General features: G+C 46.4%; 14 protein-coding genes, 1 other RNA gene and 2 other annotated features (1 of these 17 only partly in view). Of the genes, 14 read left to right on the plus strand and 1 reads right to left on the minus strand.

Annotated elements, in window-relative coordinates; translation table 11 throughout:
* Nucleotides 1–126, plus strand: a binding site (T-box leader) (it extends 108 nt beyond the left edge of the window).
* A gap of 68 nt (nt 127–194) precedes the next feature.
* The 5 genes from hisS to M3152_RS06265 all read left to right on the plus strand — a co-directional run bounded on the left by hisS (nt 195) and on the right by M3152_RS06265 (nt 5,428).
* Entirely contained in the window at nt 195–1,466 is a 1,272-nt protein-coding gene (gene hisS, locus M3152_RS06245; RefSeq protein ID WP_251694321.1) for a histidine--tRNA ligase, read from the plus strand.
* An 18-nt stretch (nt 1,467–1,484) separates the two neighbouring features.
* Nucleotides 1,485–3,242 carry an aspartate--tRNA ligase gene (gene aspS / locus M3152_RS06250; RefSeq protein WP_251694322.1) on the plus strand — a complete coding sequence of 586 codons (1,758 nt, stop codon included), beginning with the start codon at nt 1,485–1,487 and terminating at the stop codon, nt 3,240–3,242.
* Nucleotides 3,243–3,336: 94 nt separating this feature from the next.
* Nucleotides 3,337–3,517: non-coding RNA, 6S RNA (ssrS, locus tag M3152_RS06255), on the plus strand.
* Nucleotides 3,518–3,618: 101 nt separating this feature from the next.
* Entirely contained in the window at nt 3,619–4,386 is a 768-nt protein-coding gene (locus tag M3152_RS06260; protein WP_251694323.1) for a tRNA threonylcarbamoyladenosine dehydratase, read from the plus strand.
* A 136-nt stretch (nt 4,387–4,522) separates the two neighbouring features.
* Nucleotides 4,523–5,428, plus strand: a complete 906-nt coding sequence (locus M3152_RS06265) for a chemotaxis protein (RefSeq protein ID WP_251694324.1) — start codon at nt 4,523–4,525, stop codon at nt 5,426–5,428.
* Between the two features lie 64 nt (nt 5,429–5,492).
* On the opposite strand, the gene M3152_RS06270 is transcribed toward M3152_RS06265, so the two are convergent.
* Complete coding sequence (locus M3152_RS06270) at nt 5,493–6,779, minus strand: replication-associated recombination protein A (RefSeq protein ID WP_251694325.1); 1,287 nt, start codon at nt 6,777–6,779, stop codon at nt 5,493–5,495.
* Nucleotides 6,780–6,936: 157 nt separating this feature from the next.
* On the opposite strand from M3152_RS06270, the gene cymR reads away from it, so the two are divergent.
* From cymR to M3152_RS06315, 9 genes are all read left to right on the plus strand, one after another.
* On the plus strand, nt 6,937–7,356 hold the full coding sequence (cymR, locus tag M3152_RS06275) for a cysteine metabolism transcriptional regulator CymR (RefSeq protein WP_251694326.1): 420 nt from the start codon (nt 6,937–6,939) through the stop codon (nt 7,354–7,356).
* A 25-nt stretch (nt 7,357–7,381) separates the two neighbouring features.
* Nucleotides 7,382–8,524, plus strand: a complete 1,143-nt coding sequence (locus M3152_RS06280; RefSeq protein ID WP_251694327.1) for a cysteine desulfurase family protein — start codon at nt 7,382–7,384, stop codon at nt 8,522–8,524.
* A 21-nt stretch (nt 8,525–8,545) separates the two neighbouring features.
* The gene (mnmA, locus tag M3152_RS06285) at nt 8,546–9,670 is read left to right on the plus strand and encodes a tRNA 2-thiouridine(34) synthase MnmA (RefSeq protein ID WP_251694328.1); all 1,125 of its coding nucleotides are present in this window, start codon (nt 8,546–8,548) and stop codon (nt 9,668–9,670) included.
* An 11-nt stretch (nt 9,671–9,681) separates the two neighbouring features.
* Nucleotides 9,682–10,335, plus strand: coding sequence for a tetratricopeptide repeat protein (locus M3152_RS06290; RefSeq protein WP_251694329.1), 654 nt, complete (start codon nt 9,682–9,684; stop codon nt 10,333–10,335).
* Nucleotides 10,336–10,372: 37 nt separating this feature from the next.
* Entirely contained in the window at nt 10,373–12,826 is a 2,454-nt protein-coding gene (recD2, locus tag M3152_RS06295) for an SF1B family DNA helicase RecD2 (protein ID WP_251694330.1), read from the plus strand.
* Between the two features lie 38 nt (nt 12,827–12,864).
* Nucleotides 12,865–13,065, plus strand: a binding site (T-box leader).
* Between the two features lie 223 nt (nt 13,066–13,288).
* The gene (alaS, locus tag M3152_RS06300; protein ID WP_251694331.1) at nt 13,289–15,922 is read left to right on the plus strand and encodes an alanine--tRNA ligase; all 2,634 of its coding nucleotides are present in this window, start codon (nt 13,289–13,291) and stop codon (nt 15,920–15,922) included.
* 81 nt (nt 15,923–16,003) lie between these two features.
* Nucleotides 16,004–16,276: an IreB family regulatory phosphoprotein gene (locus M3152_RS06305; protein WP_251694332.1), complete on the plus strand. Its 273-nt coding sequence runs from the start codon at nt 16,004–16,006 to the stop codon at nt 16,274–16,276.
* Nucleotides 16,273–16,692 (plus strand): Holliday junction resolvase RuvX, encoded by a 420-nt coding sequence (gene ruvX / locus M3152_RS06310; protein ID WP_251694333.1) that lies wholly within the window; start codon nt 16,273–16,275, stop codon nt 16,690–16,692. The genes M3152_RS06305 and ruvX overlap by 4 nt, the downstream gene beginning before the upstream one ends.
* Nucleotides 16,693–16,702: 10 nt before the next feature.
* Nucleotides 16,703–16,996, plus strand: coding sequence for a DUF1292 domain-containing protein (locus M3152_RS06315; RefSeq protein ID WP_251694334.1), 294 nt, complete (start codon nt 16,703–16,705; stop codon nt 16,994–16,996).
* Nucleotides 16,997–17,001 lie beyond the last annotated feature (5 nt).

Consider the following 17,001-nt stretch of genomic DNA (forward strand, 5'->3'; position numbering starts at 1 on the left):
TCCGTGCTGAACAATATTCTTCAGTAGGTGCGGACGGAACCGGCCGTTATCCGGGTACGAGTGGGCATGTATTTTGTGCCAATTTGGGTGGAACCGCGGAAGCTATCATTAGCTCTCGTCCCTTGTGTGAACAAGGGATGGGGGCTTTTTTGTATTTCTGCGGCTAAGAACAGATTGAAAGAAGGGGTAGTCAAATGAATTTCAAAGTGCCAAGAGGGACACAGGACATCCTGCCTTCCGAGTCGTGGAAATGGCAGAAGGTTGAATCGATCATCCGTACTATTTGCGACAGTTATCGTTACAAGGAAATCCGCACACCGATTTTCGAACAGACCGAATTGTTTCAACGGACAGTTGGGGATACTACTGATATCGTAACAAAAGAAATGTACACGTTTACGGATCGCGGAAACCGATCCATGACGCTTCGTCCGGAAGGGACAGCACCGGTCGTCCGTTCATTCGTCGAGAACAAGATGTTCGGATATCCCGATCAGCCGGTAAAACTGTATTACCAAGGTCCGATGTTTCGCTACGAACGTCAGCAAGCTGGCCGTTACCGTCAATTCGTTCAGTTCGGTGTCGAAGCAATCGGCAGCGCGGATCCCGCGATTGATGCCGAAGTGATCGCTTTGGCAATGGACGTCTACAAACGTGCCGGATTGACGGATGTGAAGCTCGTACTCAATTCTTTGGGCGACAGTGAATCAAGGAATGCACACAGAGATGCCCTCGTCGCACATTTTACACCGCATATCAGCGCATTTTGCGGTGATTGCCAATCGCGTCTCGAGAAAAACCCGCTCCGGATCCTCGATTGCAAAGTGGACCGCGAACATCCTTTGATGGAGAGTGCACCATCATTGGCCGATTATTTGACTGACCAATCGGCAGCTTATTTTGAACAGGTAAAAGGGTATTTGGATGAAGTTGGCATTGCTTATGAATTAGATCCGAACTTGGTCCGCGGTCTCGATTATTACAATCACACCGCCTTTGAAATCATGAGCACCGCATCAGGCTTCGGGGCGATCACTACGCTATGCGGCGGAGGCAGATACAATGGCCTGGCAGAGGAAATCGGCGGTCCTTCAGCGCCTGGCATCGGTTTCGGAATGAGCATAGAGCGCCTTCTGTTAGCTCTTGAAGCGGAAGGAAAGTCGTTCACTCAGGAACCTGAACTTGATGTCTATATCGTCACTCTTGAGGAATCTGCTCACCGGAAAGGCTTCAAATTATTGAATGAACTAAGAAATGCAGGCATCCGGGCAGATATGGACTATATGGACCGCAAAATGAAGGCCCAGATGAAATCGGCAGACCGGTTCAATGCAAAAGCGGTCATCGTCATCGGTGAAGATGAGGTGGCGGGAAACTCGGTACAGCTGAAAAATATGGCTGACGGCTCCCAGGAAAAAATCGAAGATGCAATTATTATTGGAAAAATAAAAGAACAGTTGAAATAAGGAAGGTTGATGAACGATATGCAACGGACACATTATTGCGGACAATTGACAGAGGAAGTCATTGGCCAGACGGTTACATTACAAGGCTGGGTACAGAAAAGAAGGGATTTAGGCGGTCTGATTTTCATTGATCTGCGGGATCGCGAAGGGGTTGTACAAGTCGTTTTCAATCCGGATTTCTCGAATGCTGCGCTTGAAATTGCCGAAACGGTACGCAATGAATATGTCATTGAAGTGACTGGGAAAGTCGTTGAACGTCAAGAGCAACAGAAAAACCCGAAAGTGAAAACCGGTTCAATCGAAGTGCATGTAGAAAAGATTCAAATTATCAATGAGGCAAAAACTCCTCCATTCATGATTGAAGATGAAACCGATGTAAACGAAGAGATCAGACTGAAATACCGTTATTTGGACCTTCGCCGTCCGGCACTTGCACGTATATTCAAAATGCGTTCTGATATCACAAAGACTGTCCGTAATTTCTTGGATGAGGAAGGATTCCTTGAAGTGGAAACTCCGATTTTGACGAAATCCACGCCTGAAGGGGCAAGGGATTACCTAGTCCCAAGCCGCGTGCACACAGGGGAATTTTACGCGTTGCCGCAGTCACCTCAACTTTTCAAGCAAATGCTCATGGTGTCAGGCTTCGACAGATATTACCAAATAGCGCGTTGCTTCCGTGATGAAGACCTTCGCGCTGATCGCCAACCTGAATTCACGCAAATTGATATGGAAATGAGCTTCATGACCATTGAAGACATTATGGAATTGAATGAGCGTCTCATGAAGAAAGTAATGAAGGATGTTAAGGGGATTGACATCGAAACTCCGTTCAAGCGTATGCCTTATGAAGAAGCGATGGGACGTTTCGGTTCAGACAAACCGGATACCCGTTTTGCCATGGAACTGCAGGATGTGTCTGAGATCGTGAAGGATTCTTCCTTTAAAGTATTTGCCGGTGCTGTAGAATCGGGCGGGCAAGTGAAAGCGATCAATGTTAAAGGTGCTGCAGATAATTACTCACGTAAGGATATTGATGCATTGGGTGAATTTGCATCCGTTTATGGCGCAAAAGGGCTTGCTTGGCTAAAAGTGGACGCTGATGGATTGAAAGGACCGATTGCAAAATTCTTTGAAGGGGAAGCGGGAGAGGCTTTGGCGAATTCCCTGGATGCGACAGCAGGTGACCTCCTCCTATTCGTCGCGGATAAGAAATCGGTCGTTGCTGATGCGTTGGGAGCTCTAAGAATGAAGCTTGCCAAAGATTTGAACCTGATTGACGAAACGCAATTCAATTTCCTATGGGTGACTGAGTGGCCGTTATTCGAATACGACGAAGAGGAAGGGCGATTCTATGCAGCCCACCATCCATTTACGATGCCTGCGGATGTCGATGGACTTGAAACAGATCCTAGCAGCGTCAAGGCCCAAGCATATGACCTCGTGTTGAATGGCTTTGAGCTTGGTGGAGGGTCATTGAGGATCTATCAGCGCGATGTCCAGGAGAAGATGTTCAAGGCACTCGGTTTCTCTGCTGAGGAAGCACGGGAGCAATTCGGATTCTTGCTTGATGCTTTTGAATACGGTACGCCTCCGCATGGTGGGATTGCATTCGGGTTGGACCGGATTGTCATGTTATTATCAGGTTCGACAAATCTCCGGGATACAATTGCATTTCCGAAGACCGCTAGCGCAAGTGATCTGCTGACAGAAGCTCCAAGTGCTGTGGATAACTCACAACTTTCCGAATTGGGTATTTCTATCCTGTCGAAATGAGGAAAACAGACAAGCTATCGAAATTAAAACGTAATAATTTGTTGAAGTGAATTCGTTGAAAACGAATCTTCTGTGTGGTAGGATACAAGTAATACGAATCCTGAAGTGTACGTTTTTTGCAAATCAGTTTTGACCGAACATAATTATCGTAGGGAGCTGTCATTCTGTTTTGGATGGAATGCCCTCGAAAGGGACTTCAGAAAAGATAGATGGAGCACCCACCTGCTGAGTGCGGGTTCAAAACGATAAACAAAGACGGCACGTTCGGGATTCGTTCCTATGCTTTTACAAACATTTGGTAGACTATATTCCCCTCTGGCGCATATGCGGAGGGGTTTTGTATGTATTTATTCATATACGGAAGGGCTGAATACCATTGTTACACCAATTTTCCCGAAATGAACTGGCCATCGGAAAAGAAGGCATTGATTTGATGCGCAACACAACTGTCGCCATACTAGGCGTCGGAGGAGTCGGTTCGTTTGCAGCCGAAGCTTGTGCCCGCAGCGGTGTCGGTCGGATCATCCTCATCGATAAAGACACTGTTGACATTACAAATGTCAATCGTCAGCTTGTGGCAACCTTATCAACAATTGGCAAGTCTAAAGTTGAAGTGATGAAAGAACGCATCGCAGATGTGAACAAGGATTGCGAAGTGATTGGACTTCATATGTTTTATACGGAAGATACGTACGAAGAGTTTTTCAGTTATGCACCTGATTACGTTATCGACGCATCTGACACAATCAGCTACAAAATCCATCTGATCAAAGAATGTGTAGCAAGAGGCATTAAAATCATTTCTAGCATGGGAGCTGCAAACAAGCTTGATCCAACCCGCTTTCAAATAGCCGATATTTCCAAAACGCATACCGATCCAATTGCAAAAGTGATTAGACTACGTTTGAGAAAAGAAGGCATTACAAAAGGCGTCCCAGTCGTGTTTTCCGATGAAAGTCCAATTGTCGTCAGAGAAGACGTCGTTGAGACCGTCGGCAAACCCGAGGCGCAAATCCGAAAAGCGAAAATGCCACCCGCTTCAAATGCCTATGTCCCTTCCGTCGCAGGTCTGGTCTGCGCAAGCTGGGTGCTAAACGATATTGTTAAAGACATCCACATCGAACGAGTTAAGGACAAGAAGTGATAACTAGCTGTTTTCCTCTTAATGGGGAAAACAGCTTTTCCTATTGTTCCATCATTCTCCAACTGGTACAATCGTCATATAGGTAAAAACAAGAAACGATTGCATAATAATAGTTAAATCGGAAGGGCTGAATCCATTGCAAAAACAGGACGGAATCTTACTCGAAAGCGGAACGAACGAACTCGAAATCGTCGAATTCCAAATGGGACAGAACCGCTATGGCATCAATGTAATTAAAGTGAAAGAAATTATCCTGCCTACACCAATCACTACCATCCCGCATGCACACCCGTCCATCGAAGGAATCATCCAACTCCGCGGAGCCGTCCTTCCCGTTATTAATATGGAAAGAGTGATGGGTCTGCCTGAAACAATTGGCAAGAATGAAGGGAAATATATCGTCGCGGCCTTCAACAAGCAGGAAGTCGTCTTCCATGTCCACGAAGTTGCACAAATCCATCGCGTTTCATGGAATCAGATTGAAAAGCCTTCAGATTTATATTCAGGTGATGCCTCTCAAGTCATCGGGGTGATCAAACGGGAAAATGATATGCTTCTACTGCTTGATTTCGAAAAAATCGTCGTTGATATTAACCCAGATAGCGGAATTCAAGTCGAACAGGTAAGAAAGCTAGGGGCGAGGGAGAGGTCCAATAAGAGAATCCTTGTGGCAGAGGATTCACCGCTGCTCCGTCAGTTATTGAATGATACATTAACCGAAGCGGGTTATGGGAACATAGAGTTTTTTGAAAACGGAAAAGATGCACTAGGGTTTTTAGAAAGTTTGACAGTTGACGGTAAAAAGGTCTCCGATGAAGTTCAACTTGTCATCACCGATATCGAAATGCCTCAAATGGACGGTCATCATTTCACGAAGAGGATTCGAGAGAATAAAGACCTGGCACTGCTACCGGTAATCATCTTCTCATCATTGATCACTGATGAACTGAAACATAAAGGAATCAGCGTCGGTGCGAATGATCAAGTGAGCAAACCTGAAATTGCCGAGCTCGTTCTGAAAATTGATCAGTATATCCTTTAAATAAGAAGCACCTCCCCGTATTCCAAGGGGAGGTGCTTTCTGTTAGTGACCACTGCCGGCTAGTCTATTTATTTCTCTTAAATTCCTTCAATCGTTCATAAATGCCCGCAAGCCTCTTCTCTTCACCGGCAATCACCGGCTCATAGTATTCCGCTTGTTTAATTTTTTCCGGCAAATATTGCTGATTCACCCAGCCGCCGAATGTGCCAACCGGAGTGTCGTGAGGGTAACGGTATCCTTCATGTCCAAGCTCAGCCGCACCCGCATAATGAGTGTCCCGCAAGTGGAGAGGGATATCACCTGTTTTTCCTTCGTTAATCGCTTTTACAGCAGCATCAACTGCCTTATAAGCCGAATTCGATTTGGAAGCGAGGCACATTTCAATAACGGCGTTCGCTAGCGGAATGCGTGCTTCCGGCATGCCGAGACGAACAGCTGCCTCCGTAGCGGCGAGTACATGGGGACCAATTTCGGGTGCCGCCAATCCAATGTCCTCATATGCCATGACGAGCAGTCGGCGTGATACCGCAATCAAATCGCCTGTCTCAAGAAGATTCGCCAAATAGAAGATAGCTGCATTCACATCGCTGCCACGCACAGACTTCTGCAAAGCAGATAGTAGATTGTAATGATGCGACCCTTTCTTATCACCGACAAGTCCGATCCTTCCGATCAAATTGTCGATCAACCAATCTTCAACAACGATCTTGCCCTTTTCCTCGTCACTTGCTGAAATGATGGATTCCAGTAACGTGAGCGCTTTCCGTGCATCACCATTAACCCCTTCGGCGATTTTCCGAATTTGGTCGTCGTTCATCTCGATAGTCATTTTTCCAAGGCCGCGTTCTTCGTCATGCAAGGCGCGTTCAATCAATTCAACCAGGTCATTGGGCTCGAGTCGGTTCAATTGAAGAATTTCCCCACATCTCGACCGAATTGCGGGATTCACGTCGTGGAAAGGGTTTTCCGTCGTTGCGCCGATCAGCACAATTGAGCCTTTTTCAACATGAGGCAATAGTGTATCTTGCTGTAATTTATTGAAACGATGAATTTCATCAAGGAATAAGATGACCTTTCCCGTGATCCGGGCTTCTGCAACGACTTCCTCAACGTCCTTCTTTCCTGAAACTGTCGCGTTTAATGCGATGAATGGCAAATCGCTTGTACCGGCGATCGCATAGGCCATCGAAGTCTTTCCAATCCCCGGCTCCCCGTATAGCAGCATGGAAGGGACATGTCCTCTGTTAATCATCCGATAAAGCACAGTATCTTTGCCGATAATATGTCGCTGTCCGGCAACCTCATCTATATTTCTTGGTCTCATTCGAAATGCTAGTGGTTCATTTTGCAATCAAATCACTCCCCGTACATCCGTTCCACTATTATACACAACGCAAAGGCAGAAGTCATTTGAAGGAAGCGAGAGTGCAGTTTATGCTATACTATTTTGAAGTGCATTGATGAAATAATACGGTGTGAAATGGACGAGAAAAGGACGTTGGTTATATATGAGGATTTCAACGAAAGGCCGATATGGGCTGACAGTAGTTGTGGAACTTGGAAAGAAGTATGGGGAGGGGCCATTGCCATTACGCAAAATCGCGGAAGAACAAAATTTGTCGGAAGCGTATTTGGAGCAGCTTATCCCTGCGTTGCGTAATAGCGGAATCGTAAAAAGTGTCCGCGGAGCATACGGAGGCTATAAACTTGCAAAGCCACCTGGCGAAATTACCGCGGGGGACGTGATCAGATTACTTGAAGGACCTATCCAGGTCGTAGAGGGAATAGATGGCGACAAAGTTCCTCAGCAGTCTTTATGGAACCGTATCGGCGACGCCATTCGTGAAGTTTTGGATACAACGACAATCAAGGATCTGGTGGAATCGGACGAATCCGCTGATCTAGATGGATATATGTTTTACATTTAAAGCCATTCATTAAAGGAGTCATATTATGCAAACGATATATTTGGACCATGCCGCCACGACACCGATCCATCCGGCAGTGAGTGCGGTTTATGTAAAAGCGATGGATAGGGTTTTTGGCAATCCTTCAAGCATCCATAGCTTTGGACGGACTTCCCGGAAATTGCTGGATGATTCGCGCAAAGCAATAGCGGAGGCGATCAGCGCCGAACCAAATGAAATCATTTTTACATCAGGAGGAACAGAAGCCGATAATATCGCCATTTTCGGAACTGCCGCTGCAATGAAGGATAAAGGAAATCACATTATTACGACTGCTATTGAGCACCATGCCGTTTTAAACTCTTGCAAGGAATTGGAGAATAACGGATTTGATGTCACTTATTTACCAGTTGATGAAGATGGTAAGATAAGCGCCGAACAAGTTGCTGAAGCACTTACCGATCAAACTGTTCTCGTAACGGTCATGTATGGCAACAATGAAGTCGGAACGATCCAACCTATCAAGGAGATCGGCGAAATATTGAAGGACCATCAAGCTGTCTTCCATACAGATGCAGTTCAAGCATTTGGCATTATGGACTTGGACGTGAATGAACTGCTAGTCGATCTGCTCAGCGCTTCGGCCCATAAATTGAATGGGCCAAAAGGAGTCGGCTTCCTCTATCAACGGAAAGGCCTTCAAACTACGCCGCTACAATTTGGTGGGGAACAGGAGCGGAAAAGGCGAGCAGGAACTGAAAATATCCCTGCCATCGCAGGCTTTGCAGAAGCTATAAAAATAGCTAGAAATGAAATGGAAGAAAATCATCGCAAGTACGATCGATTCACAACGATTTTGACGGAAGTTTTTCATCAAGAAGGAATTGACTTCGAAGTCAATGCGGATGTAGTCGATCGGTTGCCGCATGTAGTGAACATTAGCTTCCCTGGAACCGAAATTGAATCATTGCTCGTGAACATGGATATGGCGGGTATCGCTGTATCGAGCGGTTCTGCGTGTACAGCGGGATCTCTTGAGCCATCGCATGTATTATCTGCGATGTGGGGAAGCGAATCCCCGAAACTTCGGAACTCGGTACGCTTCAGTTTCGGTCTTGGACTCGACGAACAGATGGTACGTGAAGCTGCGACGAAAACAGCGCAAATCATCAAACGACTCGTGAAATGAAATGATAAAGGATGAATATTTATGAGAACTGCAAATAAACCAATATCCGAAACCCGGGTTGTCATTGGAATGTCGGGAGGAGTCGACTCATCTGTCGCTGCTCTTCTCTTGAAGGAGCAAGGATACGATGTCATTGGAATTTTCATGAAAAACTGGGACGACACCGATGAATTCGGCGTTTGCACAGCAACTGAAGATTACGAGGACGTCATCAGCGTATGTAATGAGATTGGAATTCCTTATTATGCTGTCAACTTTGAACAGCAATATTGGGATAAAGTCTTCACCTACTTCCTCGAGGAATATAAAGCCGGAAGAACTCCAAATCCGGATGTTATGTGCAATAAGGAAATTAAATTCAATGCGTTCCTTGATCATGCTATGAGCCTCGGCGCGGATTTCCTTGCGACAGGGCATTATGCACAAGTCGTCGAAACAGCTGAAGGCGTCGCAATGCTCAGAGGGAAAGATGAAAACAAAGACCAGACTTATTTCCTCAATCAGCTGTCACAGGAGCAGCTGCAAAAGGTCATGTTCCCAATCGGTGGTCTTGATAAGTCGGAAGTGCGTCAAATTGCCGAGCGTGCAGGGCTGGCTACCGCGAAGAAAAAGGATTCGACTGGCATTTGTTTCATCGGTGAAAGGAATTTCAAGGAATTCCTTGGACAATATTTGCCCGCACAGCCAGGAGATATGAAAACGATGGATGGCCAGACTGTCGGAAAACATGATGGACTGATGTATTACACGATCGGCCAACGCCATGGGTTAGGGATCGGCGGTGCAGGCGATCCATGGTTCGTTATCGGTAAAGACCTAAAAGAGAACACATTGCTCGTCGGACAAGGCTTCCATCATGACGCCCTTTATTCCGACAGCTTGACTGCTATTAATATAAGCTTCGCAACTGCCCGCGAATTGCCGACCACATTTGAATGCACAGCAAAATTCCGCTATCGTCAACCGGATACGAAAGTTACGGTTGAGTTGACGGGTGATGGAAATGCAAACGTCACATTCGCGGAACCCGTCCGGGCAATCACCCCGGGTCAGGCAGTCGTCTTTTATGACGGAGAAGAATGCCTTGGCGGTGGGACAATTGATAAAGTAGTGAAAGACGGAGTGCAACTAGATTACGTAGGATGAGAGGAAACGCTATGGAATACAATGAAATTGGTATAAAAGCCCTTCAAGAAGGGGAGTACGAAAAGGCTATCGAAGCCTTCATGAAAGCAGCGGAGGAAGAGCCGGACAACCCGGTCGGCTACATCAACCTCGGGAATGTCTTCGCCTCTGCTGGTGACACTGAAAGGGCTGAACGCTTCTTCCAGAGAGCAATCAGCCTGGACGGAAATGCAGGTTCAGCACTTTATGGCTTAGGCAATCTCTATTATTCCAACGAGCGGTTCGAAGAGGCGGCGATTGTTTATGAAAAGGCAATCCGTGCCGGCCTGAATGAAGCCGATGCCTATTTCATGCTTGGGAAGAGCTTGAAACAATCGGACAAATCCAAGCTCGCATTGCCGTATTTCCAAAGAGCTGCAGAGTTGGCGCCGGATGATCTTGAGATCCGTCTTGCATTCGGGATTCTGTTGGCTGAAATGGAACTCTTTGAAGAGGCGGGGAAAGAATTGTCGCTCGTCTTGAAAAAAGATGAAGAGAATGCAGATGCCCACTATAATTTAGGTGTGCTGTATGCAGTCTCGACGGATCGGAAGGATGATGCGCTTTACCATCTGGAAAAAGCGTTCACGATCGAACCGGAACATACGCAAGCGCGTTATATTTACGACATGATTAAATTAGGTTAATTTCCAATACGGGCGGATACGCAAGGCGGTGATCTGTATGACTGAAGGGAAAGGGAATAATGAAGCGGTGTTCATCGTTGGACGGCCAGTCGTCACTATTTTCCACAATCCTGATAATCTCTTTTCCATCGTGAAAATGAAAATAACTAAAACGAATAGCGGCTATGAGGATAAGGAAATTGTCATTAAGGGGAATTTCCCTCCATTGGCGAATGAAGATGACTACAGACTGACGGGAAGGCTCGTCAATCATGCAACATACGGAAAGCAGTTCGATGTCCATACGTTTACGAAAGAATTGCCTGAGACAGAAACAGGAATCGTACATTACTTATCCGGTGATCTATTTCCTGGAATCGGAAGGAAAACTGCCGACACCATCGTAAAAACGTTGGGCAAGGACGCCATCAAACAGATTTTGGAGAACCCGTCAGTGCTTGATCGGGTTCCAAAGCTTTCGGAAGATAGGAAGGAGACCCTTGTCACAGTACTTCAGGAAAATCTTGGATTGGAACGAAGTATGGTGCAATTGAATGAATGGGGATTCGGTCCTCAGCTTTCGATGCGGATCTACCAGACCTATCGTGAAGAAGTCATCGAATTATTGAAAGAGAATCCGTACAGGCTGATCGAAGACGTCGAGGGAGTTGGATTCCAACGCGCGGATGAATTGGGAAGACATCTAGGGATTACCGGAAAACATCCTTCCCGGGTGAAAGCTGCGATTCTCCACACGATGAACCAAGGAGTTCAGTCGGCTGGACATGTCTATTTAGAGGCAGAGTCTGTTTTGCCCGAAGTTAAGCGGCTGTTAGAATCAAGCCAAACGGAAGAAGTGCCATTCGACCACATTTCCAAATGCGTCATGGAATTGGTTGAGGAAAGTAAGCTGTGCGGTGAAGGCAGAAAGTTGTATATACCTTCACTATATTTTTCGGAAATCGGCATCGCCTCTAAAATGGAACGGATCATGGAAAATGATCTTTCCGAAAAATTCCCGGTTTCGGAAATCCGCAAGGCGATCGGTGAAGCGGAAGAAAGACTCGGCGTCAACTATGCAGAAACCCAAGTGGCTGCCATCGAGAAAGCGCTCCATTCACCTGCCATGATTTTGACTGGAGGACCCGGAACAGGAAAAACGACTGTCATCCGAGGTTTGGTAGAAGTTTATGCCGAGCTCCATGGCCTTTCACTCGACCCAAAATACTATGTTGAAAAAGAAGAGACCTTCCCAATCGTTTTAGCAGCTCCGACAGGGCGGGCGGCAAAAAGGATGTCCGAATCGACAGGGCTGCCGGCAATGACCATCCACAGGCTTCTTGGCTTCAACGGACAGGAAAAGGATGATGCGGTCGGCAGGGAAGTGGAAGGGCGGCTCATCATCATCGATGAAATGTCTATGGTCGACACATGGCTTGCCCATCAGCTCTTGAAAGCATTACATGATGAAATCCAAGTCCTATTCGTCGGAGACCAAGACCAACTTCCGCCTGTTGGTCCCGGTCAAGTGTTAAAGGACATGCTTGATTCCGGAAAAATTCCAGTCGTAGAGTTGACCGAAATTTATCGCCAAAGTGCAGGGTCGACAATCATTGAGATGGCCCATATGATCAAAAATGCGAAATGGACTGATGACGTCACTCGAAAAACGACGGATCGGTCTTTTATCAAGGCAAGTGGGGACCAGATACTAGAGGTCGTAGAACAAGTCGTAAAAAACGCCGTTTCGAAAGGCCATCATATTAAAAACATCCAAGTGTTGGCTCCTATGTATAAAGGGCCTGCCGGGATCGATGGATTGAATAAGATGATCCAGCATATGGTCAATCCGCCGGGACCCGATCGGAAAGAAGTCGCCTTTGGGGATGTCGTCTATCGAATCGGCGACAAAGTGCTGCAACTTGTCAATCAGCCCGAAAGCAATGTATTCAACGGAGATATGGGTGAAGTTATCTCCATTATCAAGGCGAAAGAAACCGTCGATAAAAAGGAAATGTTGATTGTTTCCTATGACGGCATCGAAGTTGAATATGAGCGCAACGACTTGAATCAAATTACGCTCGCCTACTGCTGCTCCATCCATAAGTCGCAAGGAAGTGAATTTCCGATTGTTGTCATGCCGATTGTCCGAGGATACAGGAAAATGCTTCGGAGAAATCTTTTATATACGGGAATTACGAGAGCTAAAAACTTCCTGATACTTTGCGGAGAGCCGGAAGAATTCAAAATTGGCATTAACCGGACAGATGAACTTGAACGGCAGACGACATTGAAAGACCGCTTGCGGAAGGAATCCACTATCGAAAACCAGGAAGAAACCGTGGAAGCCCCACTAAATAGGAACCAACAAGACGAACCGATTGAATCCACTGACAGGATGCCTGAAAGCCAGAAAGAGTATAGGCTCACGATGGAGACAATCCTTGGAATCGACCCGATGATCGGGATGCAAGGCGTCACACCTTATGACTTTTCTGAAGTCATGGATTGACATAGTAGCATCAATTCCCTATAATCCAAAGTATCATATGAAATTCGATGACGGAGAAAGTACGCTGACTACCATGTTCAGAAAGGAATCCCAAGGCTGCAAGGATTCCCATGGCCGTTTGACGGAAAGCTACTCCTGAGAGCAACTAACACTTGCCGTTAGCCGCGTTATGGCTTCTTGAGATACCGGCTTTCCGCCGGTAAATTAGGGTGGTACCACGAAAAATCTTCGTCCCTTGTACAGGGGCGGGGATTTTTTTATTTTCACCTTATTTATTTATTTATTGGATTGGCGAGTTCTTTATTTTGGATTGAAGCGGAAGCCGGCGACTCCTGCGAACGCCGTTACGAAGAACGGCGTTTGCGAGCACAAGCGTAGCGTTGCGAGCAGGGTATTGCTGGATGCCTTAATTTCAGCAAAGTACACAGAAATACGGCAACTTGACCATAAGGAGGAATAACAATGAAAAAATTAACAGCATCTGAAATTAGAAAAATGTTTCTTGATTACTTCAAAGAGCACGGCCATAGCGAAGAGCCATCAGCACCTCTAGTGCCAATCGACGATCCTTCACTTCTTTGGATCAACAGTGGTGTCGCAACACTGAAAAAATACTTTGACGGACGTGTCGTCCCGACAAATCCACGAATCGTCAACGCACAAAAGTCCATTCGTACGAATGACATCGAAAACGTAGGGAGAACTGCACGCCACCATACATTCTTCGAAATGCTCGGGAACTTCTCAATCGGCGATTACTTCAAAGAAGAAGCGATCATCCGCGCATGGGATTTTCTGACGAATGAGAACTGGATCGGCTTCAACCCGGAGTTGCTGTCTGTTACTGTACACCCGGAAGATGATGAAGCATACGCAATTTGGCGTGACAAAATCGGCATTCCGGAAGAGCGCATCATCCGATTGGAAGGTAACTTCTGGGATATAGGGGAAGGTCCAAGCGGTCCGAACTCAGAAATCTTCTACGACCGCGGTCCGTCATTCGGCGATGATTTTTCAGATCCGGAACTATATCCAGGCGGCGAAAACGACCGATACCTGGAGATTTGGAACTTAGTATTCTCCGAGTTCAACCATAATCCGGACCATACGTATACGCCGCTTCCAAAGAAAAACATCGATACAGGGATGGGGCTTGAGCGGATGGCTTCTGTCATCCAGGAAGTGCCTACGAACTTTGACACGGATTTGTTCATGCCAATCATCCATTCCGTGGAAAAAGTGTCCGGCGAAGCGTACGGAAAAGATGATGTGAAGGACACGGCGTATAAAGTAATTGCGGACCATATCCGGACAGTTGCGTTCGCAATCGGCGATGGAGCATTGCCGTCCAATGAAGGAAGAGGATACGTCCTCAGAAGGCTATTACGTCGCGCTGTGCGCTTCGCAAAACAATTGGGCATCAATAAGCCATTCATGTATGAACTCGTCCCTGTCGTCGGGGAAGTGATGCAAGACTTCTACCCGCAAGTCAAAGATAAAGAAGAATTTATCATGAAGGTCGTTAAAAATGAGGAAGAGCGTTTCCATGAAACACTAAATGAAGGAATGGCGATTTTGAATGGCGTCATCGATAAAGCGAAGGCAGCTGGAAATCCGGTCGTAACTGGCGCAGATGCATTCAAACTGTACGATACGTACGGCTTTCCATTTGAGCTGACAGAGGAATTTGCGGAAGAGGCGGGGGTTACCGTCGATCGCGCTGGATTCGATGATGAGATGGATAACCAACGGAAACGCGCAAGAGCTGCACGACATGACGTAGATTCAATGCATGTCCAATCGGAAGTGCTTGGCAACATTCAAGTAAAAAGCGAATTCATCGGATATGATCAACTGTCCTGCGACACAAAAATCGCTGCCCTATTGCATAATGGCGAATTGGTTGCACATGCTTCTGAAGGCGATGAAATCCAGTTCATTCTTGATCGCACACCTTTCTACGCGGAAAGCGGCGGACAGATTGCCGATATAGGAACTGTCTCGAGCGATACATTCGTCGTTGATGTGAAAGATGTCAAAAAGGCTCCAAATGGTCAGCATCTGCATACTGCGGTTGTTCGTTCAGGTGAAATTACTGATAACGCGGAAGTATTTGCTGAGGTAGATGCGGAGTCGCGTAAATTGACAATCAAAAACCATACAGCTACACATCTGCTTCATCAGGCTTTGAAAACAGTTCTTGGGGAGCACGTTAACCAGGCTGGCTCTTATGTCGGCCCTGACCGTCTCCGTTTCGACTTCTCTCATTTTGGGCAGGTGACAAAGGAAGAACTGGAACAAATCGAAGAAATCGTTAATGCGAAGATTTGGGCTGATATTCCTGTCCAGATCGAACAGAAACCGATTAATGAAGCAAAAGAGATGGGTGCCATGGCATTATTCGGTGAGAAATATGGAGACATTGTCCGTGTCGTTTCAGTCGGGGATTACTCAATTGAATTATGCGGCGGATGCCATGTGCCTGCAACATCAACAATCGGGATTTTTAAGATCGAATCGGAAGGCGGCATCGGGGCAGGGACTCGAAGGATTGAAGCAGTCACGGGCCAAGAGGCATATCATTCCTTTAAAAAGGAAGAGGCGCTTGTAACGGAAGCAGCTTCATTATTGAAATCCAATCCGAAAGATGTCGTTACAAAAGTCAGTTCCATCTTGTCGGAGATGAAAGAGCTTCAACGGGATAACGCATCGCTCTCTGCAAAGCTCGGAAACAGTCAACTCACTGATATCCTCACAACTGCACAGCAGATTGACGAAGTAACAGTGCTTTCGGCTAGGGTCGATGTGAAAGATAATAATGCCCTGCGTCAAATGATTGATGAATTGAAGCAGAAAGTAAGCAAAGGTGTAATTGTGCTCGGGTCTGCAGTTGATGAGAAAGTTCTACTGGCAGCGGGAGTAACGGAAGATTTGAAAAACGGGAACTTCCATGCAGGGAAAATCGTCAATCATGTAGCATCTCTTTGTGGCGGTAAAGGCGGAGGCCGTCCCGACATGGCGATGGCAGGTGCGAAGGATGCTTCTAAACTTGATGAAGCACTTCATTCCGTGTATGATTATGTCAAATCCGTTTAAGTGGAAATATAAGTCGGGTATAGAGTTAGTGGGAAAGGTATCCGATTTGCTAACGGACGATTGGAAAGCGGGGTGTCGACTATGAATTCATACGACAAGACGATGAAATTCAACTTTCCTGAAGAATCGATGGAGCAGGAAGTTAAGCAGGTCATGCTCCATGTGCATAAAGCACTGGAAGATAAGGGCTACAATCCCATCAACCAAATTGTCGGTTACCTCTTATCGGGCGACCCGGCGTATATCCCTCGCCATTATGAAGCGCGTAACCTCATAAGGAAATTGGAGAGGGATGAAATTCTCGAGGAATTGGTTAAGTTTTATATCCGTGAAAACGGGGGTCAGCCGAATTGAGGGTAATGGGATTGGATGTCGGTTCCAAAACGGTCGGTATTGCAATCAGCGATGCACTTGGGTGGACAGCCCAAGGCATCGAAACGATTAAAATCGATGAAAGCGCCGGCCAATTTGGCATGTCCAGAATTCAGGAGCTTGTAGCTGAATATACGATCACCTCTTTCGTAGTCGGATTTCCGAAAAACATGAACAACTCCGTAGGTCCGAGAGGGGAAGCATCCGAAAGGTTCGCTGAAATGTTGGAAGAGGCGTTCGGTTTTCCTGTCACCCTTTGGGATGAGCGGTTGACGACGATGGCAGCAGAACGCATGTTGATCGAGGCCGATGTCAGCAGGAAAAAGAGAAAGACTGTCATCGATAAGATGGCGGCAGTCATGATACTCCAAGGGTATCTTGATTCAAAAAATAGATGAGGTGATTTTAATGGAACATGGACAAGAAACAATGACAGTCGTAGACGAGCACGGTGTGGAGCATGTATGTGAAGTGATTTTCACATTCGAATCAGAGGATTTTGGAAAATCATACGTCCTTTATCATATTTTAGGCGAAGACGAAGTGGGCGATGATGAAGAGGTGGAAATTCATGCTTCTGCTTTCATCCCATCTGAAGATAACGAAGACGGCGAGCTATTGCCGATCGAGACTGACGAAGAATGGGACATGATCGAAGAAATGTTGAACACATTCCTTGAAGAGGAAGAAGACGAAGAATAATCCAT

The organism is Sporosarcina luteola, assembly GCF_023715245.1.
GTDB lineage: Bacteria > Bacillota > Bacilli > Bacillales_A > Planococcaceae > Sporosarcina > Sporosarcina luteola_C.